Origin of the sequence: Escherichia sp. E13S3 (genome assembly GCF_004212325.1) — a bacterium.
Lineage (GTDB): Bacteria > Pseudomonadota > Gammaproteobacteria > Enterobacterales > Enterobacteriaceae > Escherichia.
Genome location: NZ_RHJR01000004.1, coordinates 365,264 through 387,171 on the forward strand (window position 1 = coordinate 365,264; position 21,908 = coordinate 387,171).

Genomic DNA, 21,908 nt, shown 5'->3' on the forward strand with positions numbered 1-21,908 from the left:
TATTACTGTTGTTCAGCGGCAATCATCTCTTCGATTTCTTTGATGATGCCCGCAGCGTTTTTAATTGCGTCCTGCAAAGTGATTTCATAAACGTCGCGTGATTCGAAACGTTCGTTATCTTCTGGTGTTACTGCCACGGAATGAATGATGATGGTCGCTTCGGCGATATCCTGCGCCGTCAGGCGGTTCTGGATACCATCCGCGCCCTGAGTTTCAATTTTCACTTCATAGCCGGCTTCCACCGCCGCTTCTTCCAGCGCCTGGGCGGCCATAAAGGTGTGAGCCAGGCCCATTGGGCAGGCACATAAGGCAATCAGTTTCTTACTCATCGTTATTTCCTCGTTCGTTTATAGTTGACGAATGAAATTATGAACGTGCAAAACAAATTGCCGTTACCAGATAAATAATGCATTTACTGGAGAATTAATCCCGTAGTGCGGAAGTGTGACGCAGGTCGGCCTTGTGAAGAGACACAAAGAAAAATTGAATTAACTGTTTGATTTAAAAGATTATCGGGAGAGTCACCTCCCGATATGACAGGAAGGATTTACAGAATGTGGCCTAAGGTCTGGCGTAAATGTGCACCGGAACCGAGAAGCCCAGGGTTATCGTGCACAATTAAATAGACCGGAATATCATGAACATAATCTTTAAAGCGCCCTTTGTCTTCAAAAGCGGCACGGAAACCGGAGGCTTTGAAGAACTCAAGGAAACGCGGAACGATACCGCCCGCAATATAGACGCCGCCAAATGTTCCGAGATTGAGCGCCAGATTGCCGCCAAAACGCCCCATAATGACGCAAAACAGTGACAACGCACGACGGCAATCAGTGCAGCTGTCAGCCAACGCGCGTTCGGTAATATCTTTTGGCTTGAGATTTTCCGGCAGGCGGTTGTCCGCTTTCACAATCGCGCGATACAGATTTACCAGACCAGGGCCAGAGAGCACGCGTTCAGCCGAGACATGGCCAATTTCCGCGCGCAGTATTTCAAGGATAATGGCTTCTTCTTCACTGTTTGGCGCAAAATCAACGTGACCACCTTCACCAGGCAGGCTTACCCAGCGTTTATCGACATGGACCAGATGTGCAACCCCAAGCCCTGTCCCGGCACCGTACACCGCGACAGGTTTACCTTCAACCGGTTCTGCGCCGCCAAACTGGATCAGATGCTCTTTTTTCAGCATCGGGATCGCCATCGAAACCGCCGTAAAATCGTTAATAATCTCCAGGTGGCTAAAACCGAGATTCTTTTTCATTTCGGCAATCGAAAACGCCCAGGTGTGGTTGGTCATTGCCACCCAGTCACCAGTAATTGGGCAAGCAATGGCGATGCAGCCATCTTTCACCTCGACTTTATGCTCTTCAAGATAAACGCGAATGACCGCTTCCAGGCTGGGATAATCAAGCCCTGAATAGGTTTTAGCCTGCGAGATTTCACCACTGGCAATATCACACAGAGCAAGACGTGCGTTAGTACCGCCCACATCACCGACTAATGCATACTTTGTCATTCTTCAACTGCTCCGCTAAAGTCAAAATAATTCTTTCTCACACTGTAAGTTCATGGGGGCATAACAACAACGCCGTAGAGGCGGGCTCCCTGTAAATATCGATCTGGGTCACACATTTACTTTATCGTTTCAGCACCAATTGCAGCGATGTCTTTATGCAAGCTGGGCAAACTAAACATCTGAACCCGCATAAAGGAATAGAACATGCTCCATCCGCGAGCCAGAACCATGTTGTTATTATCGCTCCCCGCTCTGGCAATTGGGATTGCGTCCAGTCTTATTCTGATGGTGGTAATGAAAATCGCCTCGGTATTACAGAATCTGCTCTGGCAACGACTGCCGGGAAGTCTGGGGATAGCCCAGGATTCACCGCTCTGGATCATCGGAATTTTAACGCTGACAGGGGCTGCTGTTGGGCTAGTCATCCGTTTCAGCCGGGGTCATGCCGGGCCGGATCCTGCCTGTGAAGCGCTGATTGGCGCGCCAGTCCCCCCCTCTGCGCTACCTGGACTGATCGTAGCATTAATTCTCGGTCTTGCGGGCGGCGTCAGTCTTGGGCCGGAACATCCCATTATGACCGTCAATATCGCCCTCGCGGTGGCGATTGGCGCGCGTCTGTTACCACGAGTGAACCGGATGGAGTGGACTATTTTAGCCTCTGCGGGCACCATCGGCGCACTGTTTGGCACTCCTGTTGCGGCGGCGTTGATATTTTCGCAAACCTTAAATGGCAGCCACGACGTTCCACTTTGGGATCGTCTCTTTGCGCCGTTAATGGCAGCGGCGGCTGGCGCACTAACCACCGGATTGTTTATCCATCCTCATTTTTCGCTGCCCATTGCTCATTACGGACAGATGCAGTTAGCAGACATCATCAGTGGTGCAATTGTGACGGCGATCGCCATTGCGGCAGGTATGGTTGCAGTGTGGTGTTTCCCACGGGTGCACGCGATGATGCATCAGATTAAAAATCCGGTCCTCATGCTGGGGGTTGGCGGCTTTATTCTCGGTATTCTGGGTGTTATTGGTGGGCCTGTTTCGCTATTTAAAGGGCTGGACGAGATGCAGCAGATGGTGACAAATCAGGCTTTCAGCACCAGCGATTACTTATTGCTGGCGGTAATCAAACTTGCCGCCCTGGTCATTGCCGCCGCCAGCGGGTTTCGCGGCGGGCGAATCTTCCCGGCGGTATTTGTCGGCGTAGCGTTAGGTTTGATGCTGCATGCGCACGTTCCCGCCGTTCCAGCGGCCATTACCGTTTCCTGCGCGATTCTCGGCCTCGTACTGGTGGTAACGCGCGATGGCTGGCTAAGTTTGTTTATGGCGGCGGTCGTTGTACCTGATTCCACATTGTTACCGCTACTGTGTATCGTCATGCTTCCGGCATGGTTATTACTGGCAGGTAAACCGATGATGATGGTGAATCGTCCAAAACAACAGCCACCCCACGATAACCTTTAGCAAAAAATGCTCTCCCTTATGATTTAAGAGTTATGGCGATGAAACGGGGCTTTACCTCCCCGTAATATTGCGTTAACAGGCCGCTGACGGCTTCGATCGTGAAGGAGAATAACAATGTTCAGGTCACTGTTTCTGGCGGCCGCCCTGATGGCATTTATCCCGCTTGCAGCAAACGCAGGTGAAATTACCTTACTGCCATCAATTAAATTACAAATTGGCGATCGCGATAATTATGGTAACTACTGGGACGGCGGCCACTGGCGCGATCGTGACTACTGGCACCGTAATTATGAATGGCGTAAAAACCGCTGGTGGCGTCATGATAATGGCTATCACCGTGGTTGGGATAAGCGTAAAGCGTATGAGCGTGGCTATCGCGAAGGCTGGCGCGACCGTGATGATCATCGCGGAAAAGGCCGTGGACATGGGCATCGTCATTAAACACATTCGCTAATGGAGCGCAATGCCTGATGCGACGCTTGCGCGTCTTATCAGGCCTACAAACCCGCTCCATTTAACGCGTAGGGCGGATAAGGCGTTTTACGCCGCATCCGCCACTGGTGCCTGATGCGACACTCATTCAACTACAGCCCCAATGCCGTTCCCACCAACAACCAGATATTCAGCGTTACCACCAGCACCACAATCATCCAGCCGATTTGTTTAACCCATTTGCTATTCACCAGATCGCCCATCAACTTGCTGTCACTGGTGAAAATCAGCAGCGGCACCAGCGCCAGAGCAATACCAAAACTGAGCAGCACCTGGCTCATAACCAGAATCCGTGTCGGATCTAATCCCATCAGAATGACAATAAATGACGGCAGCATGGTTACCGTACGGCGTACCCACAGCGGAATATGAAAGCGAATGAACCCCTGCATCACCACCTGCCCTGCCAACGTACCCACTACCGTTGACGAAAGCCCCGCCGCCACCAGACTTAAACCAAAAACCGTTGCCGCAGCATTGCTTAACAGCGGTTGCAGCGTAAGGTAAGCCTCATCAAGGTCGGCAACACCAGTATGACCAGAAAAGTGAAACGCGGCGGCAGCCGTTGCCATCATCGCCAGATTGACAAAGCCAGCGATGGTCATGGCAATCGCCACATCCCATTTGGTCGCAGAGTAACGTTGCTGGCGTGAACCACCGTGTAGATGCTGGGTAAGCGAAGAGTGAAGATAAATCACGTGCGGCATAATCGTCGCCCCTAACACGCCAGCCGCCAGGAAGACCGCTTCCGAGGTCGGTAAACTCGGTATCGCCATACCTTTGCTCAACTGCACCAGATTCGGTTGGGAGAAAATCAACTCAACAATGTAAGCCGCGGCAACAAACAACAGAAGCCCACCAATCACTTTCTCCAGCGGTTTTTGCCCGCGACGTTGCAGCATTAAAATCAAGAAGGTGGCGATACCTGTCAGCACTGCCCCCTGCAATAAAGAAACACCAAGAATGAGTTTGAAACCGATCGCCGCACCAATAAATTCCGCCAGATCGGTCGCCATCGCAATAATTTCCGCCTGGACCCAATAGAACCAGACTACCGGACGTGGGTAGTGGTCGCGAATTTGCTCCGCCAGATTTTTACCAGTGGCAATCCCGAGTTTGGCCGAGAGGATCTGAATCAGCATCGCCATCAGGTTGGCCCAGACAACCACCCACAGCAGTTGATAGCCGAAGCTGGCGCCCGCCTGAATATTGGTCGCAAAGTTACCGGGATCGATATAACCAATTGCCGCAATGAACGCAGGTCCCATTAATGCGAGCCTCATCTTGCGCGCTGCCCGACCGCTGCTACTCTCAACGCGATAGTTCGTCATCTTGTGCCTCTAAAACATAGCCTTTGCTATGTTTCATGCTATGTCAAACGAGAATGATTATCAAATTCATTTAAATGGATTATGGTGATTTCTCTGATAGACCAGGATTATGACTACGAAAAGATTGATGATTTGAATGTTATAATTATGTTTAATGTTAGCACATTTACATAACTTTCAGCTTCCATACACAACATAGAAAAAATGTATGACAGGTCACTATTTTTGAAGCTTGTCACAGGACGTCATTATAGTGTGTGTCAGATCTCGTTTTCCTTACCCATGTTACATAGAATGTGCACGGAAATTTAACCTGCCTCATATTTGGAGCAAATATGGACCGCGTCCTTCATTTTGTACTGGCACTTGCCGTTGTTGCGATTCTCGCACTGCTGGTAAGCAGCGACCGCAAAAAAATTCGTATCCGTTATGTTATTCAACTGCTTGTTATCGAAGTGTTACTGGCGTGGTTCTTCCTGAACTCCGACGTTGGTCTGGGCTTCGTGAAAGGCTTCTCCGAAATGTTCGAAAAACTGCTCGGATTTGCCAACGAAGGGACTAACTTCGTCTTTGGTAGCATGAATGATCAAGGCCTGGCATTCTTCTTCCTGAAAGTGCTATGCCCAATCGTCTTTATCTCTGCGCTGATCGGTATTCTCCAGCACATTCGCGTGTTGCCGGTGATTATCCGTGCAATTGGTTTCCTGCTCTCCAAAGTCAACGGCATGGGCAAACTGGAATCCTTTAACGCCGTCAGCTCCCTGATTCTGGGTCAGTCCGAGAACTTTATCGCCTATAAAGATATCCTCGGCAAAATCTCCCGTAATCGTATGTACACCATGGCAGCCACGGCGATGTCCACCGTTTCTATGTCCATCGTTGGTGCATACATGACCATGCTGGAACCGAAATACGTCGTTGCTGCGCTGGTACTGAACATGTTCAGCACCTTTATCGTGCTGTCGCTGATCAACCCTTACCGTGTTGATGCCAGCGAAGAAAACATTCAGATGTCCGACCTGCACGAAGGCCAGAGCTTCTTCGAAATGCTGGGTGAATACATTCTGGCAGGCTTCAAAGTAGCCATTATCGTTGCCGCAATGCTGATCGGCTTTATCGCCCTGATCGCTGCACTGAACGCTCTGTTTGCTACCGTGACTGGCTGGTTTGGCTACAGCATCTCCTTCCAGGGTATTCTGGGCTACATCTTCTATCCAATTGCATGGGTGATGGGTGTTCCTTCCAGTGAAGCACTGCAAGTAGGCAGCATCATGGCAACCAAACTGGTTTCCAACGAGTTCGTTGCAATGATGGATCTGCAGAAAATTGCTTCCACGCTCTCTCCGCGTGCTGAAGGTATCCTCTCTGTGTTCCTGGTATCCTTCGCTAACTTCTCTTCTATCGGGATTATCGCGGGTGCCGTTAAAGGCCTGAACGAAGAGCAAGGTAACGTGGTTTCTCGCTTCGGTCTGAAACTGGTTTACGGCTCTACGCTGGTGAGTGTGCTGTCTGCGTCAATCGCAGCACTGGTACTGTAAGCGAATCCATTAAAAAAGCCGGGGATAATTCCCCGGCTTCAGTTTGTTGACAACGTGCGCTTTGTTTATGCCGGATGCGGCGTAAATGCCCTACCAAGCTGACAAAACAACGTAAATTCAATAGATTGTGTTTCCATGCAGGCCCGATAAGCGCAGCGCATCAGGCAATTGTCCGTTTGTCATCAACCTCAAATGCCGGGGATAATTCCCCGGCTTTTTTACGCCTGTTAATCAACTAATGGTTGCGGGCGACCAATTAAATACCCTTGCAGATATTGCACCCCGAGCTTATGCAATAGCGCCTGCTGCTGTTGCGTCTCGACAAACTCCGCGACCACACTCAATGACTTCGCTTTCGCCAGATCGGTAATTGATCTCACTATCATCGCATCCAGTGTATTAGTGACGATATCCTTAACGAAGACGCCATCAATCTTGATGATATCAGCCTGCAAACGTTTTAACCGTTCGTAGTTGGCATAGCCTGTGCCAAAGTCATCAATCGCAATACGGAAGCCAAACTTATGCAGTTGTTCGATATTGTACATACTGCTTTCTGCGTTAGAAAACGCCTGCTCCTCAGTGATCTCAATAATCACAGCCTCCGGGGAGACACGGTAACGTTTAAACAGACGAATAATTCGCCCGGCGATATTCTTTTGCAGCAGAGTGAGCGGCATTAAATTGACTGAAAAGCGCGGGCCTTTCTTGTCGCAAGGGTGGGTTGCCAGCCACTTCAGCAGGGATTCCAGCACCTGTAAATCGAATCGCGCGCTAAGGTTAAATTGGGCAATAAGCGGCAAAAATTTATCAGGCGTCATTATGCCGCCGTCGTATTTCAGACGCGCAAGGATTTCATCGTAACCTTCTCCATCCTTGTTGCGAATTGGCTGGGCATAGAGCAGCAAATCACCCTTATCTAACGCCTTACGGATTGTATTGAGTAACAACACCTGTTTGGTTGTCTGCCCGGATGCAATCTCTTCTCGATTATCCAACGCCAGCACGTGATGATGAACGCAGGATTGTTCTGCCAGCCAGCTTAACTGCCCCAGCATTGGCTGCAGGGTATCCTGATTACCGTCAAAACGTCCCCAGGCAGCACCATAGCCCATATCCAGCCCGGTGTTGTTCCAGTGGATTTGCCGACTGTTGAGAACGTTAACCATATGCTGTAGCCGCCCTTCCGTTTCCGGCCCGGTCAGTACCAACAGCAATTCGCTCCCCGGCAATTGATACAACTTTTCGTTTTCCTGCATCAATGGCAGCAATGTACGGTAAATTGAGCGGATACAATGAACGCGCATTACTAACCCGTAATGGCGACTCATAAACTCAAGATTATCAATGCGCAGACAGCAAAAACTCTTACCAGCCTCTTGCTCCTGCGATTGCTCCAGTGCACGAAAGTTGGGTAATAGCGTTAACGGATCGGTCAGTGCCTGCAAATGCCAGCGACGGTTAAGCCATTCGCTACGATAATAAATGCGTACCATGTAAAGCAGGCAAACGCTAAAGGAAATCAGCACCGCGAGAATAAATGCTAGCGAATATTCTGTTTCCACCCCTTGTAAAAAATTCTGGTTGTAATTCAGGAGGAAAAGCGTCGATACAGCCCAGGTAAGATTTAAAAACGGATAACGAAGTTTACCGACACCAAGGGTAAAGATGATAAAGAAAACAGGTACCAGATAACCGGCGATAAAGTCGTTTTCATAAGGCGTGCACATCAAAAGTAGCAGAACGCTAAGAGCCGCCAGCCAACTTAAGGTAAATGTGCGTTTTTCTTTACTCAGTGACGGTGCGATATCTCTGCGCCACAATATCTGCGCAAAGTGAGGACTTACAATCATGCGAGTGAGATAGTAAAAGAGCATGTTGTAAATCAACACGGCGGTGAAAAGGCTTAGTAAATCAACGACCGTGAAAATCGCGTCGGCATCGCCGAAAAAGGTCGATATCTTTAGTGGGAAATCAAAGAACCTGCCCACCAGATACATGCTGCCTTTGATGCCGAACGGCGTCACCAAACCAAGCCAGAAGAGACGTTTCCATACGTTTCGGGTGGTTAATCCATAGCGCCAACGCGTTCCCAACTGGCAGCGTAATATTGCGCAGGCACACAGCACAGCAAACGTCTGGCTGCCAAGCATGACGGCGGTTTGCAAAAATGAGAGATGAAAATTCCACAGATTGGTGCAAAACATTCCACATAAAACGGGAACGACACCGCGCCAGCCGAAGATAAAGAATATTGATAGCATTACGCACAGCGGCATCCACGCCAGGAAAATATAGCTGGAATGGATAACAGCAAGTGGCGAGATAAAACGGGATAGCTGAATAAGTACCACGGTGAGCGTAAACGCTAGTGCAAATATCTTGATATTTTTTATCAGGTTATGCTCCACAAACATGAGTACACTACTCTCACTGATCGGGGTTTTAAGGCACACAAATAATAAGTTTATTCGCATCGCGAAGCAAACAGGGACCGACCTGTTGCCGATATTTCATCCAATGATGTTTCCAACAGGCAACACTAACCTGGGAGGTAGACTGTATTACAAAAGCGGCAAAAAGCAGAGACAAAAAACCCCCGCTTCGCAGCGAGGGTTTGAAATTTGGTGGAGCTAAGCGGGATCGAACCGCTGACCTCTTGCATGCCATGCAAGCGCTCTCCCAGCTGAGCTATAGCCCCACGAGTCGTTTACGTACCAAATTTGCTGGGTGCAAAATTTGGTGGAGCTATGCGGGATCGAACCGCAGACCTCCTGCGTGCAAAGCAGGCGCTCTCCCAGCTGAGCTATAGCCCCATCACGTAAAGCTTGTCGAGTTGACGGGCGGCATCATATGAATTCCGCCCGAATGTGTCAACGGCAAATTGCAAGGCGTAGTTTCAATCGCTGAAAAATCAGGCAAATGAACTATTTTGGATAGTCGCTCGTATTCAGTAGTTATTCCTGTCACGGTTTCTTGTAAAGTGGTGTTATAAAATGAACCACTAATAGACCCGCAATCATTCAGGGAATTGTTATGTTCAAGGAGAGGATGACGCCAGATGAACTTGCCAGGCTGACCGGTTATAGCCGCCAGACCATTAATAAATGGGTACGCAAGCAAGGCTGGACGACATCACCAAAACCAGGTGTCCAGGGTGGCAAGGCCCGACTGATTCACGTCAATAAACAAGTTCGTGAATATATTCGTAATGCAGAACGTCCGGACGATCAAAGAGAAGCTCCTGAACTGTCTGCCGATACGCCGCTTGAAGTGCTGCTGGTGACGCTGGCGAAAGAGATGACGCCTCTTGAACAAAAACAGTTTACATCCTTGCTTCTGCGGGAAGGGATTATCGGATTATTACAACGCTTAGGGATTCGCGACAGCAAATAATATGAAAAGATTACGTAATAAAATGACCACCGAAGAGCTGGCGGAATGCCTGGGTGTGGCTAAACAAACTGTTAACCGTTGGATCAGAGAAAAAGGCTGGAGAACGGAAAAATTTCCCGGCGTGAAAGGAGGTCGTGCCAGACTTATTCTGGTCGATTCGCAGGTTTGCGAGTTTATTCAGAACACGCCTGCGTTCCATAACACACCAATGTTGATGGAAGCTGAAGAGAGAATTGCTGAATACGCTCCTGGAGCACGCGCCCCGGCGTATCGACAAATCATCAACGCGATAGATAATATGACAGACATTGAGCAGGAAAAAGTCGCGCAATTTTTGTCACGTGAAGGAATTCGCAATTTCCTCGCCCGTCTCGATATTGACGAATCAGCATAAATAAAAAACGGCAGGATATTATCTCCTGCCGTTTATCTTTTTACACGCTAATTACTGCTGATTTTCGCGTTCAGCAATAAAGGCCAGCGCTTTGTTGATACGCTCAATGCTACGTGTCTTACCGATCGCGTGAACGGTAACATCCAGTGCCGGGGACTGCCCTGCACCGGTAACGGCGACACGCAGCGGCATCCCAACTTTACCCATGCCCACTTCCAGTTCATCCGCCGTTGCCTGAATCGCGTGGTGAACATTTTCCGCCGTCCAGTCAGTGATAGCAGACAGTTTATCGCGCACTACTTCCAGCGGCTGACGCGCTACCGGACGCAGATGTTTTTTCGCAGCTTCGGCATCAAACTCAGCAAAATCTTCGTAGAAATAGCGGCAGCTTTGCGCCATCTCTTTGAGCGTTTTGCAGCGTTCGCCCAGCAGTTTCACCAGCTCAGCAAGCTGCGGGCCGTTACGGGTATCAATATTTTCCTGCTCGATGTGCCACTGTAAGTGAGTAGCCACATACTCCGGCGGCAGCGCGTTAATATAGTGATGGTTCAACCACAGCAGTTTATCAGTGTTGAACGCACTGGCAGATTTGCTGACGGCATTCAGGGTGAAGTATTTGATCATCTCTTCACGAGTGAAGATTTCCTGATCGCCGTGGGACCAGCCCAGACGCACCAGATAGTTCAGCAGTGCTTCTGGCAGATAGCCGTCGTCGCGGTACTGCATTACGCTGACTGCACCGTGACGTTTGGACAATTTTTTACCGTCATCACCGTTGATCATAGAAACGTGCGCGTAAACCGGCACTGGCGCTTTCAGGGCCTTAAGAATGTTGATCTGGCGCGGCGTGTTGTTGATATGGTCCTCACCACGGATGACGTGAGTAATTTCCATATCCCAGTCGTCGACAACCACACAGAAGTTATAGGTCGGAGAACCATCGGTACGGCGGATAATCAGATCATCCAGCTCCTGGTTGCTGAACTCGATCGGACCACGGATCTGATCGTCAAAAACAACGGAACCTTCCTGTGGGTTAGCAAAACGTACAACGCACGGTTCATCATCAGCGTGATGCTCATGGCTGTGGCGGCAACGGCCGTCATAACGCGGCTTCTCGCCTTTTGCCATCTGCTCTTCACGCAGCGCTTCGAGGCGCTCTTTAGAGCAGTAGCATTTATAGGCAGTACCCTCTTCCAGCATCTGATCGATAACCGCGTTATAGCGATCGAAACGTTTGGTCTGGAAATACGGGCCTTCATCCCACTCCAGACTCAGCCAGTTCATGCCATCCATAATGGCTTCGATAGCTTCCGGCGTGGAACGCTCAAGATCGGTGTCTTCAATACGCAGCACGAACTCACCGCCGTGGTTACGTGCAAAAAGCCAGGAGTAAAGAGCAGTACGCGCGCCGCCAACGTGCAGATAGCCTGTTGGGCTTGGCGCGAAGCGAGTTTTGATTTTCATGAAATGGCCTTACGTTTAGAAAGATGCCGACAACCGGCAAATCCTGGAAAAATTGAGTGGGCGATATTCTATCACTCCCGCCTGATTCCTCAATGTAGTTCGGGTTGCTACCTTACGCATTATTGTTTTCGTTGACAAATTGCGCAACGCGGTCTGTTTTGCGATCACCTTGCTTAAATTTACGACGAACAAACAATTTCTTTAGAAAATGCGTTGACTCATTTCCAACTCTCCCTATAATGCGACTCCACACAGCGGGGGTGATTAGCTCAGCTGGGAGAGCACCTCCCTTACAAGGAGGGGGTCGGCGGTTCGATCCCGTCATCACCCACCAACTACTTTATGTAGTCTCCGCCGTGTAGCAAGAAATTGAGAAGTGGGTGATTAGCTCAGCTGGGAGAGCACCTCCCTTACAAGGAGGGGGTCGGCGGTTCGATCCCGTCATCACCCACCACTTTCTCGCCAGCTAAATTTCTTGTAACAATGTGAAGTACCGAAGTGGGTGATTAGCTCAGCTGGGAGAGCACCTCCCTTACAAGGAGGGGGTCGGCGGTTCGATCCCGTCATCACCCACCACTTCGGGTCGTTAGCTCAGTTGGTAGAGCAGTTGACTTTTAATCAATTGGTCGCAGGTTCGAATCCTGCACGACCCACCAATGTAAAAAAGCGCCCTAAAGGCGCTTTTTTGCTATCTGCAATACTCAAAGATTCGAACCTGCAGCAGGTTCGAGTTGAGCGCAGCGAAACAACGGAGCCGCTTGCGGCGACGGCCCGAAGGGCGAGCGAAGCGAGTCATCCTGCACGACCCACCAATGTAAAAAGGCGCCCTAAAGGCGCCTTTTTGCTATCTGCGATATTCCTTCACGCGATCAAAGCATTAACCAACCTCTCCAGCGCAGGCGTCGCGTGTTGCTGTTCATAGACAATATACAGATCTGCCGGAATACGTTCTTCCAGTGGACGAAATACCACACCGGGCCAACTCATCTGGGCATAGCTATCTGCCATTAATGTCACGCCCAATCCCATACTGATCATCGCCAGCACAGTTTGCGGCTCTACGGCCTCCCGGACGATCATCGGTGAAAAACCTGCCTGCTGACAAACGCGCTGTAAAAACGCCCAGTCAGAATGGACGGAAGGCAGCGTTACAAAGTATTCATTGCGTAATGCGGTTAGCGGGATGGCATCTCGCGATGCCAGATGATGGTCTTGCGGAATAGCAACCAGAAAAGAGGATTCATGTAAGCGTAAGCTGGTAAACCCCGTGGTTGGTTCAATCGCCATCCGCCAGATACCCGCATCCAGTTCCCGCCGCTCCAGCAACGCCATTTGCATGCCTGGTGATTTTTCACGAAATGAGACATGAACATTGGGGCATTCTTTCAGAAAGCACCGCATCGCCGGACGCATTCGCCCCCACATTGCTGTTCCCACCACGCCCAACTCAATCCGCCCTGCCTCACCGCGACCAATCTGCTCAACCCGTGCCATCGCCTGACTGGCATTCGCCAGTAACCGTCGTGATTCTTCCAGTAAAATTTTTCCCGCATGAGTGAGCGCCACACTGCGCGAATGACGAACGAACAGCAACGTGCCCAGTTGTTGTTCCAGATCTTTAATATGAATACTTAATGGCGGCTGCGACATATTGAGCCGCGCAGCCGCCCGCCCAAAGTGAAGTTCTTCTGCAACCGCAAGAAAATAGCGCAATAACTTGAGATCAATACGATGCGTACTTTCCATGATTATTGCGCTCCATAAGTTTGGTAAGGCTCCAAATCTAGCACATTGCAATAAAGGTCAACCCCGTTTACATCAGTGAGCTAATGATTTTTGTGCCATTTTTTCAGGTTCATGCTTATAACGGAAAAACAGGGCAAAGATCACTGCCAGGGCCAGCGCATACGCAGCAAATACCAACCAGATAGTTTGCCAGTCTTTCACACCATCAACCGTGAAATAGTCAACCGCCATACCACTCAGAAGAGAGCCGATCCACGCCCCAACGCCGTTGACCATCGTCATAAATAAGCCCTGAGCGCTGGCGCGAATACTGGAATCCACTTCCTGTTCGACAAACACTGAACCTGAGATATTAAAAAAGTCGAACGCACAGCCATACACAATCATCGATAACAACAATAATACAAAGCCACCTGGCGATGGGTCGCCAAAGGCAAAGAAGCCAAAGCGTAATGTCCACGCGACCATACTCATCAACATGACGGTTTTTATGCCAAAACGCTTCAGGAAGAAGGGAATAGTAAGAATGAAGCCGACTTCCGCCATTTGCGAAACAGAGAGCAGGATGGAAGGATATTTCACCACGAAGCTATCAGCAAATTCAGGGTTACGGGCAAAATCATGCAGGAACGGGTTACCAAAAACGTTAGTAATTTGTAGTACCGCACCTAATAACATGGCAAATAAAAAGAAAATCGCCATACGCGGATTTTTAAATAACACAAACGCATCCAGACCTAATTTACTGGAAAGCGTAGTGCTAATTTTATGCTCCGCCACTGGAATTTTCGGTAGCGTTAATGCATAGATCGCTAACACTAAAGAAGCGCCAGAAGCAATATACAGCTGCAAACTACTTAACTCCAGATGCAATAAACTCACCAGCCACATGGCGACAATAAATCCCACAGTGCCATAAACACGGATTGGCGGAAAACAGGTTACCGGATCTAATCCGGCCAGGGCCAGACACGAATAAGAAACACTATTGGATAATGCAATAGTGGGCATGAACGCCATTGCGTTAAGCAACATTATCCAGAACATCATATTCGGTTCAGTCACGGAGGCAGCATAAAAAAGTACCCCGGCGCAAATAAAGTGGCACAGCATATAGGTACGTTCAGCTCGTAACCATTTATCTGCAATAATACCCATAATGGCTGGCATAATAATAGCCGCAATGCCTTTAGAGCTGTATGCCATACCAACATCAGCCCCGGTAAAATGTAAGGTGTTTATCATGTAAGAGCCGAGAGTAACTAACCAACTCCCCCAGATAAAATATTGCAGAAAAGACATAATCTTTAAACGCGTTGCGATATTCATTTTTGGTTTCCTTATCGCAGTGAGATGGCCCCATCCGCGAGGCCATTTTTTATTGCTTTCAGGCGATTTTGCGTAAGAATCCGCAAATCAGATTGATAAAGTTTTGCCGGGATAATTCCGCTGCAGCCAGCGTTTGGGCATGTGACAATTTCACATCGCTTAAACCTTCCGCCATATTAGTTATTGCAGACACAGCAACGACTTTCATTTCGCTATGACGTGCGGTAATCACTTCAGGCACTACGGACATACCCACAACGTCACCGCCAATCATCTGCATCATTCGAATTTCTGCCGCCGTTTCGAAGTTAGGCCCTGGATAAGAAACAAAAACGCCCTCTGTGAGCGGAAAACCTTCTTCCTGCGCGACGGACTGCAAAACGGCCCGATAATCAGCATCATAAGCGTTCGCTAATGAGAAAAAACGCTCGCCGAAGCGATCATCATTAAGACCTGTCATCGGTGTGCCTGGCATCGTGTTGATGTGATCTTTCAGCGCAACCAAACTGCCCGCCCTCACTTCCGGGCGAAGCGAGCCTGCAGCATTAGTGCAGAACAACAACTCACAGCCCAGCAACTTGAACGTGCGAATCGCATCAGTCATGACTGTCATTCCGCGGCCCTCATAAAAATGGCCACGATCTTTCATGCAAGCTACAGGCACACCAGAGAGCATGCCGAGGACCAACTCTCCTGCGTGACCATGTACGGTGCTCACCGGAAATCCCGGCAAATCGCTATAAGAAATAGCGACCGCGCCTTCAATCTGTTCAGCCAACGCACCCAGCCCCGAACCAAGAATAAACGCAACACGTGGGGTAAAGTTTGGTTTGTGGCGACGAATGATATCTGCGCAATACCACGGGTTTTGTGAAAAATGAGATTGGGTCATGGAAAGTCCTTGTAATAAACATTATTCGTTAAATATGTGTCACTTCTTCTTATAACGAGAAAAAGTCGTGACTGACCAATACATTTACCAGAGATATTCAATATATTTTTTAAATCGATCATACCGTCCCCCGGCAGAGAGATATAACGACGGTATAATTTATTTTGGTAGTTAATTTAAAAAGTTGATTATCAGGCAATCACTCACCTGATAATCAAGAAGAATAAACTATTACATTTCTTTGTTGTCAATCAATGCTTCAAGCTCTGCAAATGAATGTGCCACCGTTGATGACCAGGTTATCATTAAATTTAGATAATCGGTCGTCAGTGCAGACTGATATTTTTGTTGCTTACTACAATAAATAATCGATTGCTGCCCTAATGCATAGGCAATGCCATTCATAATACCGGTGTCAACATTCGGCTCAAAGGTATCAGAATAAAAAATGGCTTGTCTGGATTTTCTTAAATTATCAATATCAGTCGCAATATCATTCATGTTGTCACCAACGATAAATGTTTTACCCACACTAACGATCGCGTCTTTGATATTCTCCAGTAAGCCCCGAGATGGTTCTGTATACATAAAGTTAGGATCAAGATAATAATCATACTCAATGGGCAGTGGAGTAACGGGTATAGCTGGAGTAATCGTCGTGCCGAAGTCGGCAATTAAATTTTGCTGAAATATTTGCAATGCACGATTGATGATGTCTGATGTTTGTTCACGATAGTTGCTGATACTGGCATCAGAATCTGACACTGATACAACTTTTGCTACATAATTTATCAGCTTACTTATAGGGTAAAACTCTGAAGAGTTACCTGCCGCCCATAAGAGAAAGTCGGTCGTAACCAGATGTACCGGCATTCCTGAAGCCCATGCATAGCCCACTTCCCACGCACAACCGGAATCATAGGTTCCGCCATCGAAATAACCGATAACCCCAACGCTGTTGTCCATATTCGCGACATCGTTAACAAAAATCTCCTCTTCACTGGAGGCACCGGCATCATCACGATAAGGAAGAAAAGTATGGATCAGGGGCGGTAACAGACCATCGTCAATCCATTGATCGATGATGTCATTTAAATTTAAAGCATCTAATCGCCAGGGTGCACAATAGACCCGACATTGGTTATACAATTGATTTGCCATAACATCCTCCTTTACGAATCCTGTAAAACATTATTAATTTTGATAAATACCGTATCAGGCGTAATGACTGGACGTCGTCGTGGCACCGTTGTGTTTATATTTAAACAACACCATAAATGCGAGAGCAAGAACCAGTGAATACCCAGCAAATACCAGCCAAATGGTTGCCCATTGCGGGTTACCATCCGTTGTTAAATAATCGACGACTTTGCCACTAATAAAACCGCCCAGAATACAACCAAAACCATTGGCCATCATCAGGAATACGCCCTGAGCACTATTACGAATCGAGGGATCAACTTCTTGTTCAACAAATACCGAGCCAGATATATTGAAAAAGTCAAAGGCACAGCCATAAACAATCATCGAAAGAATTAACAGAATAGTACCGCCGAATGAAGGATCGCCATAAGCGAATAAACCAAAGCGCAGCATCCAGGCAATCATGCTCATCAGCATGACATTTTTAATACCATATTTTTTCAGAAAAAAGGGAATAGCAAGAATGAAACAAACTTCGGATATCTGAGAAATCGATAACAAAATAGAAGCATGGGTGACAACAAAACTATTGGCAAACTCTGGAACACTCTCGAAGCTGTGGAGAAAAGTATTTCCAAACATTCCGGTAATCTGTAATTCTGCCCCAAGCAGCATGGCAAAGATAAAGAAAATAGCCATTTTGCTATTTTTGAACAGTGCAAATGCACGCAGCCCGAGAACGTCTATTATTCCTTGGGCCTGGTTAGATTTAGCCACCGGTACAACGGGTAATGTCAACGTAAACAGACTTAACCCTAATGAAGCCGCCGCTCCGATATACAATTGCATATGACTTAATTCAAAACCAGCCAGACTTACTGCCCACATCGCAACAATAAATCCGATCGTTCCCCAGATGCGTATTGGTGGAAACTCAGTCACAATATCCATACCCGCATTTTGTATACGGTAATAGGAAATCGTATTACTCAAGCCAAGCGTTGGCATATAAACGAGAGAGTTAAGTAAAATGACAATGAACATTGCCGAAGGTGTTGTAACAGATGCCGCGATAAATAATGTTACCGCGCCAAAAAAGTGACAAGCGGCATAAATCCATTTAGCGCTAATCCATTTATCTGCCACAATGCCAAATAGTGTTGACGTTATCACCGCTGCAATACCCAATGTACTGTAGACTGCACCAATATCTTCTCCTTTGAAGCGCAGCGTAATAAACATATAAGAACCCAATGTGTTTAGCCAACTTCCCCACAAAAAGAATTGCAGAAATGAAAGAACTTTTAACTGTAGTTTTAGATTCACCGTCGTCCCCTTCGATTTGAGCCTCCCCTTTAAATATCCTGAAACACATCAAATTTACCAATATTTTTTATTGTGATGATCAATTGCGATTTGATATCGATTCTGAAAACATTAAGAAAGCCACCCTATTATTGCGTAACGATCATGAGTTTTTAGATAAACCACTAACCCAGTAACAGCAACACTAAACAATCACATCAAAAATATATGAATCAATCACATTCATGATATTTATTGTTCGCGTGAAATATACAATTAAAAGGCAGTTCCTGTTATTAAACCTGAGTCTGCCCTCATAGTTTTACCGCACCGTTAATAATAAAGTGAGTGAAACGCTCTCTCCGGGTGACATTCTTTATTCAATAAAATACCCGTTCTAAAACCAGCGCTGATCATGCTAAAACTGCTATGTACATCAGTAGTAATAACCTTCTGTGATTTTTTCGGCTGTCACATAGTTCCCTCAGTTAACGGCCCCTATTTGCCAACCAGGCGAAGCTCCCCCCTGACTTCCCATTACCACGCACAAATTGATAAGCAATTCAGTTTTATTTATCAATCAGAACAACGCACAATGAAAGCATCGGTCATCTGGAGTCTTTATGAAACTTTTTCGTATCCTCGATCCTTTCACTTTAACCCTGATCACGGTGGTATTGCTGGCTTCTTTCTTTCCGGCCAGAGGCGGTTTTGTCCCCTTCTTTGAAAATCTGACCACGGCAGCTATTGCCCTGTTGTTCTTTATGCACGGTGCGAAGCTGTCGCGTGAGGCGATAATTGCTGGCGGTAGTCACTGGCGATTGCATTTGTGGGTAATGTGCAGCACCTTCGTACTGTTTCCGATTCTGGGCGTACTGTTTGCCTGGTGGAAACCGGTAAATGTCGATCCGATGCTCTATTCCGGTTTTCTCTATTTGTGCATTCTCCCGGCTACCGTGCAGTCTGCAATCGCCTTTACTTCAATGGCGGGCGGTAATGTCGCGGCGGCGGTTTGTTCTGCGTCGGCATCCAGCCTGCTGGGGATTTTCCTTTCGCCGTTGCTGGTCGGTCTGGTAATGAATATCCACGGTGCAGAAGGCAGTCTGGAACAGGTCGGTAAGATTATGTTGCAACTACTGCTGCCGTTCGTGCTGGGACATCTTTCTCGCCCGTGGATTGGTAACTGGGTAGCACGCAATAAAAAGTGGATAGCAAAAACCGACCAGACATCCATTCTTTTGGTCGTTTATACGGCATTCAGCGAAGCCGTCGTTAACGGCATCTGGCACAAAGTCGGTTGGGGTTCGCTGCTGTTTATTGTGGTAGTTAGCTGCGTATTGCTGGCTATTGTGATTGTGATTAACGTCTTTATGGCGCGTCGACTGGGTTTCAATAAGGCGGATGAAATCACTATCGTCTTCTGTGGCTCGAAAAAGAGTCTGGCGAATGGTATTCCGATGGCGAACATTCTGTTCCCCACATCGGTGATCGGTATGATGGTACTGCCGTTGATGATTTTCCATCAGATCCAACTGATGGTTTGCGCGGTACTGGCGCGTCGTTATAAGCGCCAGACCGAGCAACTGCAGGCGCAGCAGGAAAGCAGCGCCGGAAAAGTTTAAAGCGGACGTTTCAGGGGCTGGACCAGTTGTGTCAGCCCCTCGGTTTTAATCAGCAACGTGATTTGCATTAACTCACCAAGTTTGCCTGCCGGAAACTCATCTTTGCGGGCAAACCACAGCAGATACTCTTCCGGCAGGTCAATTAAGCGACGCCCTTTGTACTTGCCAAACGGCATCACCGTATTGGCAATTTCAATCAGCTGCTCTTTCTCCACCTCAGCTCCCCAGCAAACGCAGCATTTCCGCTTCGTCGATGACTTCAATACCCAGTTCCTGCGCTTTCGCCAGTTTAGAGCCTGCAGCTTCTCCGGCAATCACCAGATCGGTTTTCTTCGACACGCTGCCCGCCACTTTCGCGCCCAGCTCGATCAGTCGAGCTTTAGCGTCATCACGCGACATCTGACTTAAGCTACCGGTGAGCACCACAGTTTTACCGGCAAACGGGCTGTCGATCTCTTCCGCGTTAATCACCACCGGCGCAGGCCAGTAAACGCCTTCCGCCAACAGCTCGCTGATGACATTGCGGTTGCTTTCTTCGGCAAAGAAGTTGTGAACATGAGATGCCACCACGATCCCGACGTCTGGCACTTTTTGCAGCTCTTCAATCGAGGCTGATTCCAGCGCTTCCAGCGTGCCAAAATATGCCGCCAGACCGGCTGCGGTAGCCTCACCGACTTCACGGATGCCAAGGGCATAGAGGAAGCGGGCAAAGGTGGTTTCTTTCGCTTTTTCTAGCGCGTTAACCACATTTTGTGCCGATTTCGGCCCCATTCGCTCCAGCCCGGTAAGTTTGCCTGCGGTGAGTTTGAACAGGTCCGCCGGAGTGTGGACGTATTCTTTTTCAACTAGTTGGTCGATAATTTTGTCACCCATGCCATCAACGTCCATCGCACGACGGGAAACAAAGTGTTTCAGCGATTCTTTACGTTGAGCACCGCAAATCAGGCCACCAGTACAGCGAGCCACGGCTTCGCCTTCTACACGTTCCACGTCAGAACCACATACCGGACAATGCGTCGGGAATACAACCTCACGGGTATCTTCCGGTCGTTCAGAAAGCACAACGTTAACCACTTGTGGGATCACGTCACCTGCGCGGCGAATCACCACTTTATCGCCAATGCGTAAACCGAGACGTTCAATTTCGTCGGCGTTATGCAGTGTGGCGTTGCTCACCAGCACGCCTGCAACATGGACAGGTTCCAGACGCGCAACGGGCGTAATCGCACCTGTACGCCCAACCTGAAACTCTACATCACGCACAAAAGTCATTTGTTCCTGCGCAGGGAATTTAAACGCAACAGCCCAGCGCGGGGCGCGGGAAACAAAGCCAAGTTGCTCCTGCTGCGCCAGCGAGTTGACCTTAATGACTACACCGTCAATATCAAAGCCCAGCGTCGGGCGGTCTTCTTCCACTTTGTGGTAAAACGCCAACACATCTTCTGCTGATTCGCAAAGCGTTACCCGATCGCTGACTGGTAATCCCCATGCTTTAAACTGCATTAAGCGGCCCAGATGAGTGTCCGGCAATTCGCCACCTTCCAGTACGCCAACGCCATAGCAGAAGAAAGTAAGCGGTCGCTTCGCAGTGATACGCGGATCAAGCTGGCGCAGAGAACCTGCCGCCGCATTACGTGGGTTAGCAAACACTTTTCCGCCCGTGCGTCGCGCCTCTTCGTTAATCTTCTCAAAGCCCGCCTGCGGCAGGAACACTTCACCACGCACTTCCAGACGTGCTGGAATATTCTCACCATGCAGTTTCAGCGGAATGGCGCGAATGGTACGCACGTTAGACGTGATGTCTTCCCCGGTGGTGCCATCGCCACGGGTCGCAGCGCTTACCAATACACCATTCTCATACAGAATGCTGACGGCAAGCCCATCGAGCTTTAACTCGCAGCACCAGGTCACTTTTTCGTTGCTTTTCAGACGATCCTGTACGCGTTTGTTGAAAGCGAGAAAACTCTCTTCATCAAATACGTTATCCAGCGACAGCATTGGCACTTCATGACGGATCTGGCTAAAGGCTGCCAGCGGCGCAGCACCTACACGTTGGGTAGGTGAATCAGGGGTAATCAGCTCTGGATGCTTGGCTTCCAGCTCACGCAACTCGCGCATCAGCCTGTCGTATTCAGCGTCGGGAATTTCCGGCGCATCCATCACATGATAAAGATATTCATGGTGGCGAAGCGTCGTTCGCAGTTCTGTCAGTTGTTGTTCGATTGATTCCATATCGCACCATCAATGCTAAAAACCCCCGACAAGCGGGGGTTCGAAAA

The 21,908-nt window shown here is 48.5% G+C and carries 18 protein-coding genes, 6 tRNA genes and 1 other RNA gene; 11 read left to right on the forward strand and 14 right to left on the reverse strand.

All coding sequences use genetic code 11. The features are described 5' to 3' along the window. Window positions 1-2: 2 nt before the first annotated feature. Both D9597_RS07015 and glk read right to left on the reverse strand, forming a co-directional pair. The gene (locus D9597_RS07015; protein ID WP_000038455.1) at window positions 3-329 is read right to left on the reverse strand and encodes a PTS fructose transporter subunit IIB; all 327 of its coding nucleotides are present in this window, start codon (window positions 327-329) and stop codon (window positions 3-5) included. Window positions 330-547: 218 nt separating this feature from the next. Further along, on the reverse strand, window positions 548-1,513 hold the full coding sequence (glk, locus tag D9597_RS07020) for a glucokinase (protein WP_130216883.1): 966 nt from the start codon (window positions 1,511-1,513) through the stop codon (window positions 548-550). Window positions 1,514-1,717: 204 nt separating this feature from the next. On the opposite strand from glk, the gene D9597_RS07025 reads away from it, so the two are divergent. Then, entirely contained in the window at window positions 1,718-2,974 is a 1,257-nt protein-coding gene (locus D9597_RS07025; protein WP_130221973.1) for an ion channel protein, read from the forward strand. A 114-nt stretch (window positions 2,975-3,088) separates the two neighbouring features. After that, window positions 3,089-3,415: a DUF2502 domain-containing protein YpeC gene (ypeC, locus tag D9597_RS07030; protein ID WP_130216879.1), complete on the forward strand. Its 327-nt coding sequence runs from the start codon at window positions 3,089-3,091 to the stop codon at window positions 3,413-3,415. A gap of 143 nt (window positions 3,416-3,558) precedes the next feature. Here ypeC and D9597_RS07035 read toward each other — a convergent pair whose 3' ends face one another. Beyond that, a complete protein-coding gene (locus D9597_RS07035) occupies window positions 3,559-4,797 on the reverse strand; it encodes an Nramp family divalent metal transporter (RefSeq protein ID WP_130216878.1) in 1,239 nt (412 codons plus the stop codon). 335 nt (window positions 4,798-5,132) lie between these two features. On the opposite strand from D9597_RS07035, the gene nupC reads away from it, so the two are divergent. Then, a complete protein-coding gene (gene nupC / locus D9597_RS07040) occupies window positions 5,133-6,335 on the forward strand; it encodes a nucleoside permease NupC (protein ID WP_064526382.1) in 1,203 nt (400 codons plus the stop codon). A gap of 227 nt (window positions 6,336-6,562) precedes the next feature. Here the strand turns inward: nupC and D9597_RS07045 are convergent, their stop codons facing one another. The 3 genes from D9597_RS07045 to D9597_RS07060 all read right to left on the reverse strand — a co-directional run bounded on the left by D9597_RS07045 (window position 6,563) and on the right by D9597_RS07060 (window position 9,151). Beyond that, on the reverse strand, window positions 6,563-8,752 hold the full coding sequence (locus D9597_RS07045) for a sensor domain-containing phosphodiesterase (protein ID WP_130221974.1): 2,190 nt from the start codon (window positions 8,750-8,752) through the stop codon (window positions 6,563-6,565). A 208-nt stretch (window positions 8,753-8,960) separates the two neighbouring features. Beyond that, window positions 8,961-9,036: transfer RNA gene (locus D9597_RS07055), tRNA-Ala, on the reverse strand. Between the two features lie 39 nt (window positions 9,037-9,075). Next, window positions 9,076-9,151 (reverse strand) — tRNA-Ala (locus D9597_RS07060). Window positions 9,152-9,371: 220 nt separating this feature from the next. Here D9597_RS07060 and D9597_RS07065 point away from each other — a divergent pair. Next, entirely contained in the window at window positions 9,372-9,731 is a 360-nt protein-coding gene (locus D9597_RS07065) for a YfeC-like transcriptional regulator (RefSeq protein ID WP_130207360.1), read from the forward strand. Window position 9,732: 1 nt separating this feature from the next. Beyond that, complete coding sequence (locus D9597_RS07070) at window positions 9,733-10,125, forward strand: YfeC-like transcriptional regulator (protein ID WP_130216872.1); 393 nt, start codon at window positions 9,733-9,735, stop codon at window positions 10,123-10,125. Window positions 10,126-10,176: 51 nt separating this feature from the next. On the opposite strand, the gene gltX is transcribed toward D9597_RS07070, so the two are convergent. After that, entirely contained in the window at window positions 10,177-11,592 is a 1,416-nt protein-coding gene (gene gltX / locus D9597_RS07075) for a glutamate--tRNA ligase (protein WP_130221976.1), read from the reverse strand. Between the two features lie 258 nt (window positions 11,593-11,850). Between gltX and D9597_RS07080 the strand changes: the two genes are divergently transcribed. The 5 genes from D9597_RS07080 (at window position 11,851) to D9597_RS07100 (ending at window position 12,404) form a co-directional block, all read left to right on the forward strand. Beyond that, window positions 11,851-11,926, forward strand: a tRNA-Val gene (locus tag D9597_RS07080). Between the two features lie 44 nt (window positions 11,927-11,970). Then, a tRNA-Val gene (locus D9597_RS07085) sits at window positions 11,971-12,046 on the forward strand. A gap of 46 nt (window positions 12,047-12,092) precedes the next feature. Then, window positions 12,093-12,168: transfer RNA gene (locus D9597_RS07090), tRNA-Val, on the forward strand. Between the two features lie 4 nt (window positions 12,169-12,172). Further along, window positions 12,173-12,248: transfer RNA gene (locus D9597_RS07095), tRNA-Lys, on the forward strand. A gap of 30 nt (window positions 12,249-12,278) precedes the next feature. Beyond that, window positions 12,279-12,404: non-coding RNA, RtT sRNA (locus D9597_RS07100), on the forward strand. Window positions 12,405-12,453: 49 nt separating this feature from the next. Here the strand turns inward: D9597_RS07100 and D9597_RS07105 are convergent. The 5 genes from D9597_RS07105 to D9597_RS07125 form a co-directional block, all read right to left on the reverse strand. Further along, a complete protein-coding gene (locus D9597_RS07105) occupies window positions 12,454-13,338 on the reverse strand; it encodes a LysR family transcriptional regulator (RefSeq protein ID WP_130216870.1) in 885 nt (294 codons plus the stop codon). Between the two features lie 72 nt (window positions 13,339-13,410). After that, window positions 13,411-14,667 (reverse strand): nucleoside permease, encoded by a 1,257-nt coding sequence (locus tag D9597_RS07110; RefSeq protein ID WP_130221977.1) that lies wholly within the window; start codon window positions 14,665-14,667, stop codon window positions 13,411-13,413. A 58-nt stretch (window positions 14,668-14,725) separates the two neighbouring features. Beyond that, complete coding sequence (gene xapA, locus D9597_RS07115; RefSeq protein ID WP_130221978.1) at window positions 14,726-15,559, reverse strand: xanthosine phosphorylase; 834 nt, start codon at window positions 15,557-15,559, stop codon at window positions 14,726-14,728. A gap of 231 nt (window positions 15,560-15,790) precedes the next feature. Beyond that, window positions 15,791-16,720 carry a nucleoside 2-deoxyribosyltransferase gene (locus D9597_RS07120; RefSeq protein ID WP_130221979.1) on the reverse strand — a complete coding sequence of 310 codons (930 nt, stop codon included), beginning with the start codon at window positions 16,718-16,720 and terminating at the stop codon, window positions 15,791-15,793. A 54-nt stretch (window positions 16,721-16,774) separates the two neighbouring features. Next, complete coding sequence (locus D9597_RS07125; protein WP_130221980.1) at window positions 16,775-18,028, reverse strand: nucleoside permease; 1,254 nt, start codon at window positions 18,026-18,028, stop codon at window positions 16,775-16,777. A gap of 602 nt (window positions 18,029-18,630) precedes the next feature. Here D9597_RS07125 and D9597_RS07130 point away from each other — a divergent pair. Beyond that, entirely contained in the window at window positions 18,631-19,629 is a 999-nt protein-coding gene (locus D9597_RS07130) for a bile acid:sodium symporter family protein (RefSeq protein WP_130207366.1), read from the forward strand. Here D9597_RS07130 and D9597_RS07135 read toward each other — a convergent pair. Both D9597_RS07135 and ligA read right to left on the reverse strand, forming a co-directional pair. Then, entirely contained in the window at window positions 19,626-19,844 is a 219-nt protein-coding gene (locus tag D9597_RS07135; RefSeq protein ID WP_111948453.1) for a DUF3820 family protein, read from the reverse strand. The two genes, D9597_RS07130 and D9597_RS07135, sit on opposite strands and share 4 nt — an antisense overlap. Window position 19,845: 1 nt before the next feature. After that, a complete protein-coding gene (gene ligA / locus D9597_RS07140; protein ID WP_130221981.1) occupies window positions 19,846-21,861 on the reverse strand; it encodes an NAD-dependent DNA ligase LigA in 2,016 nt (671 codons plus the stop codon). Window positions 21,862-21,908: the final 47 nt, after the last annotated feature.

What these genes read in the sequence shown, in the direction of transcription:
- D9597_RS07015 (WP_000038455.1), bottom strand. Translation starts at nt 329, where the DNA reads ATGAGTAAGAAACTGATTGCCTTATGTGCCTGCCCAATGGGCCTGGCT.
- glk (WP_130216883.1), bottom strand. Translation starts at nt 1,513, where the DNA reads ATGACAAAGTATGCATTAGTCGGTGATGTGGGCGGTACTAACGCACGT.
- D9597_RS07025 (WP_130221973.1), top strand. Translation starts at nt 1,718, where the DNA reads ATGCTCCATCCGCGAGCCAGAACCATGTTGTTATTATCGCTCCCCGCT.
- ypeC (WP_130216879.1), top strand. Translation starts at nt 3,089, where the DNA reads ATGTTCAGGTCACTGTTTCTGGCGGCCGCCCTGATGGCATTTATCCCG.
- D9597_RS07035 (WP_130216878.1), bottom strand. Translation starts at nt 4,797, where the DNA reads ATGACGAACTATCGCGTTGAGAGTAGCAGCGGTCGGGCAGCGCGCAAG.
- nupC (WP_064526382.1), top strand. Translation starts at nt 5,133, where the DNA reads ATGGACCGCGTCCTTCATTTTGTACTGGCACTTGCCGTTGTTGCGATT.
- D9597_RS07045 (WP_130221974.1), bottom strand. Translation starts at nt 8,752, where the DNA reads ATGTTTGTGGAGCATAACCTGATAAAAAATATCAAGATATTTGCACTA.
- D9597_RS07065 (WP_130207360.1), top strand. Translation starts at nt 9,372, where the DNA reads ATGTTCAAGGAGAGGATGACGCCAGATGAACTTGCCAGGCTGACCGGT.
- D9597_RS07070 (WP_130216872.1), top strand. Translation starts at nt 9,733, where the DNA reads ATGAAAAGATTACGTAATAAAATGACCACCGAAGAGCTGGCGGAATGC.
- gltX (WP_130221976.1), bottom strand. Translation starts at nt 11,592, where the DNA reads ATGAAAATCAAAACTCGCTTCGCGCCAAGCCCAACAGGCTATCTGCAC.
- D9597_RS07105 (WP_130216870.1), bottom strand. Translation starts at nt 13,338, where the DNA reads ATGGAAAGTACGCATCGTATTGATCTCAAGTTATTGCGCTATTTTCTT.
- D9597_RS07110 (WP_130221977.1), bottom strand. Translation starts at nt 14,667, where the DNA reads ATGAATATCGCAACGCGTTTAAAGATTATGTCTTTTCTGCAATATTTT.
- xapA (WP_130221978.1), bottom strand. Translation starts at nt 15,559, where the DNA reads ATGACCCAATCTCATTTTTCACAAAACCCGTGGTATTGCGCAGATATC.
- D9597_RS07120 (WP_130221979.1), bottom strand. Translation starts at nt 16,720, where the DNA reads ATGGCAAATCAATTGTATAACCAATGTCGGGTCTATTGTGCACCCTGG.
- D9597_RS07130 (WP_130207366.1), top strand. Translation starts at nt 18,631, where the DNA reads ATGAAACTTTTTCGTATCCTCGATCCTTTCACTTTAACCCTGATCACG.
- ligA (WP_130221981.1), bottom strand. Translation starts at nt 21,861, where the DNA reads ATGGAATCAATCGAACAACAACTGACAGAACTGCGAACGACGCTTCGC.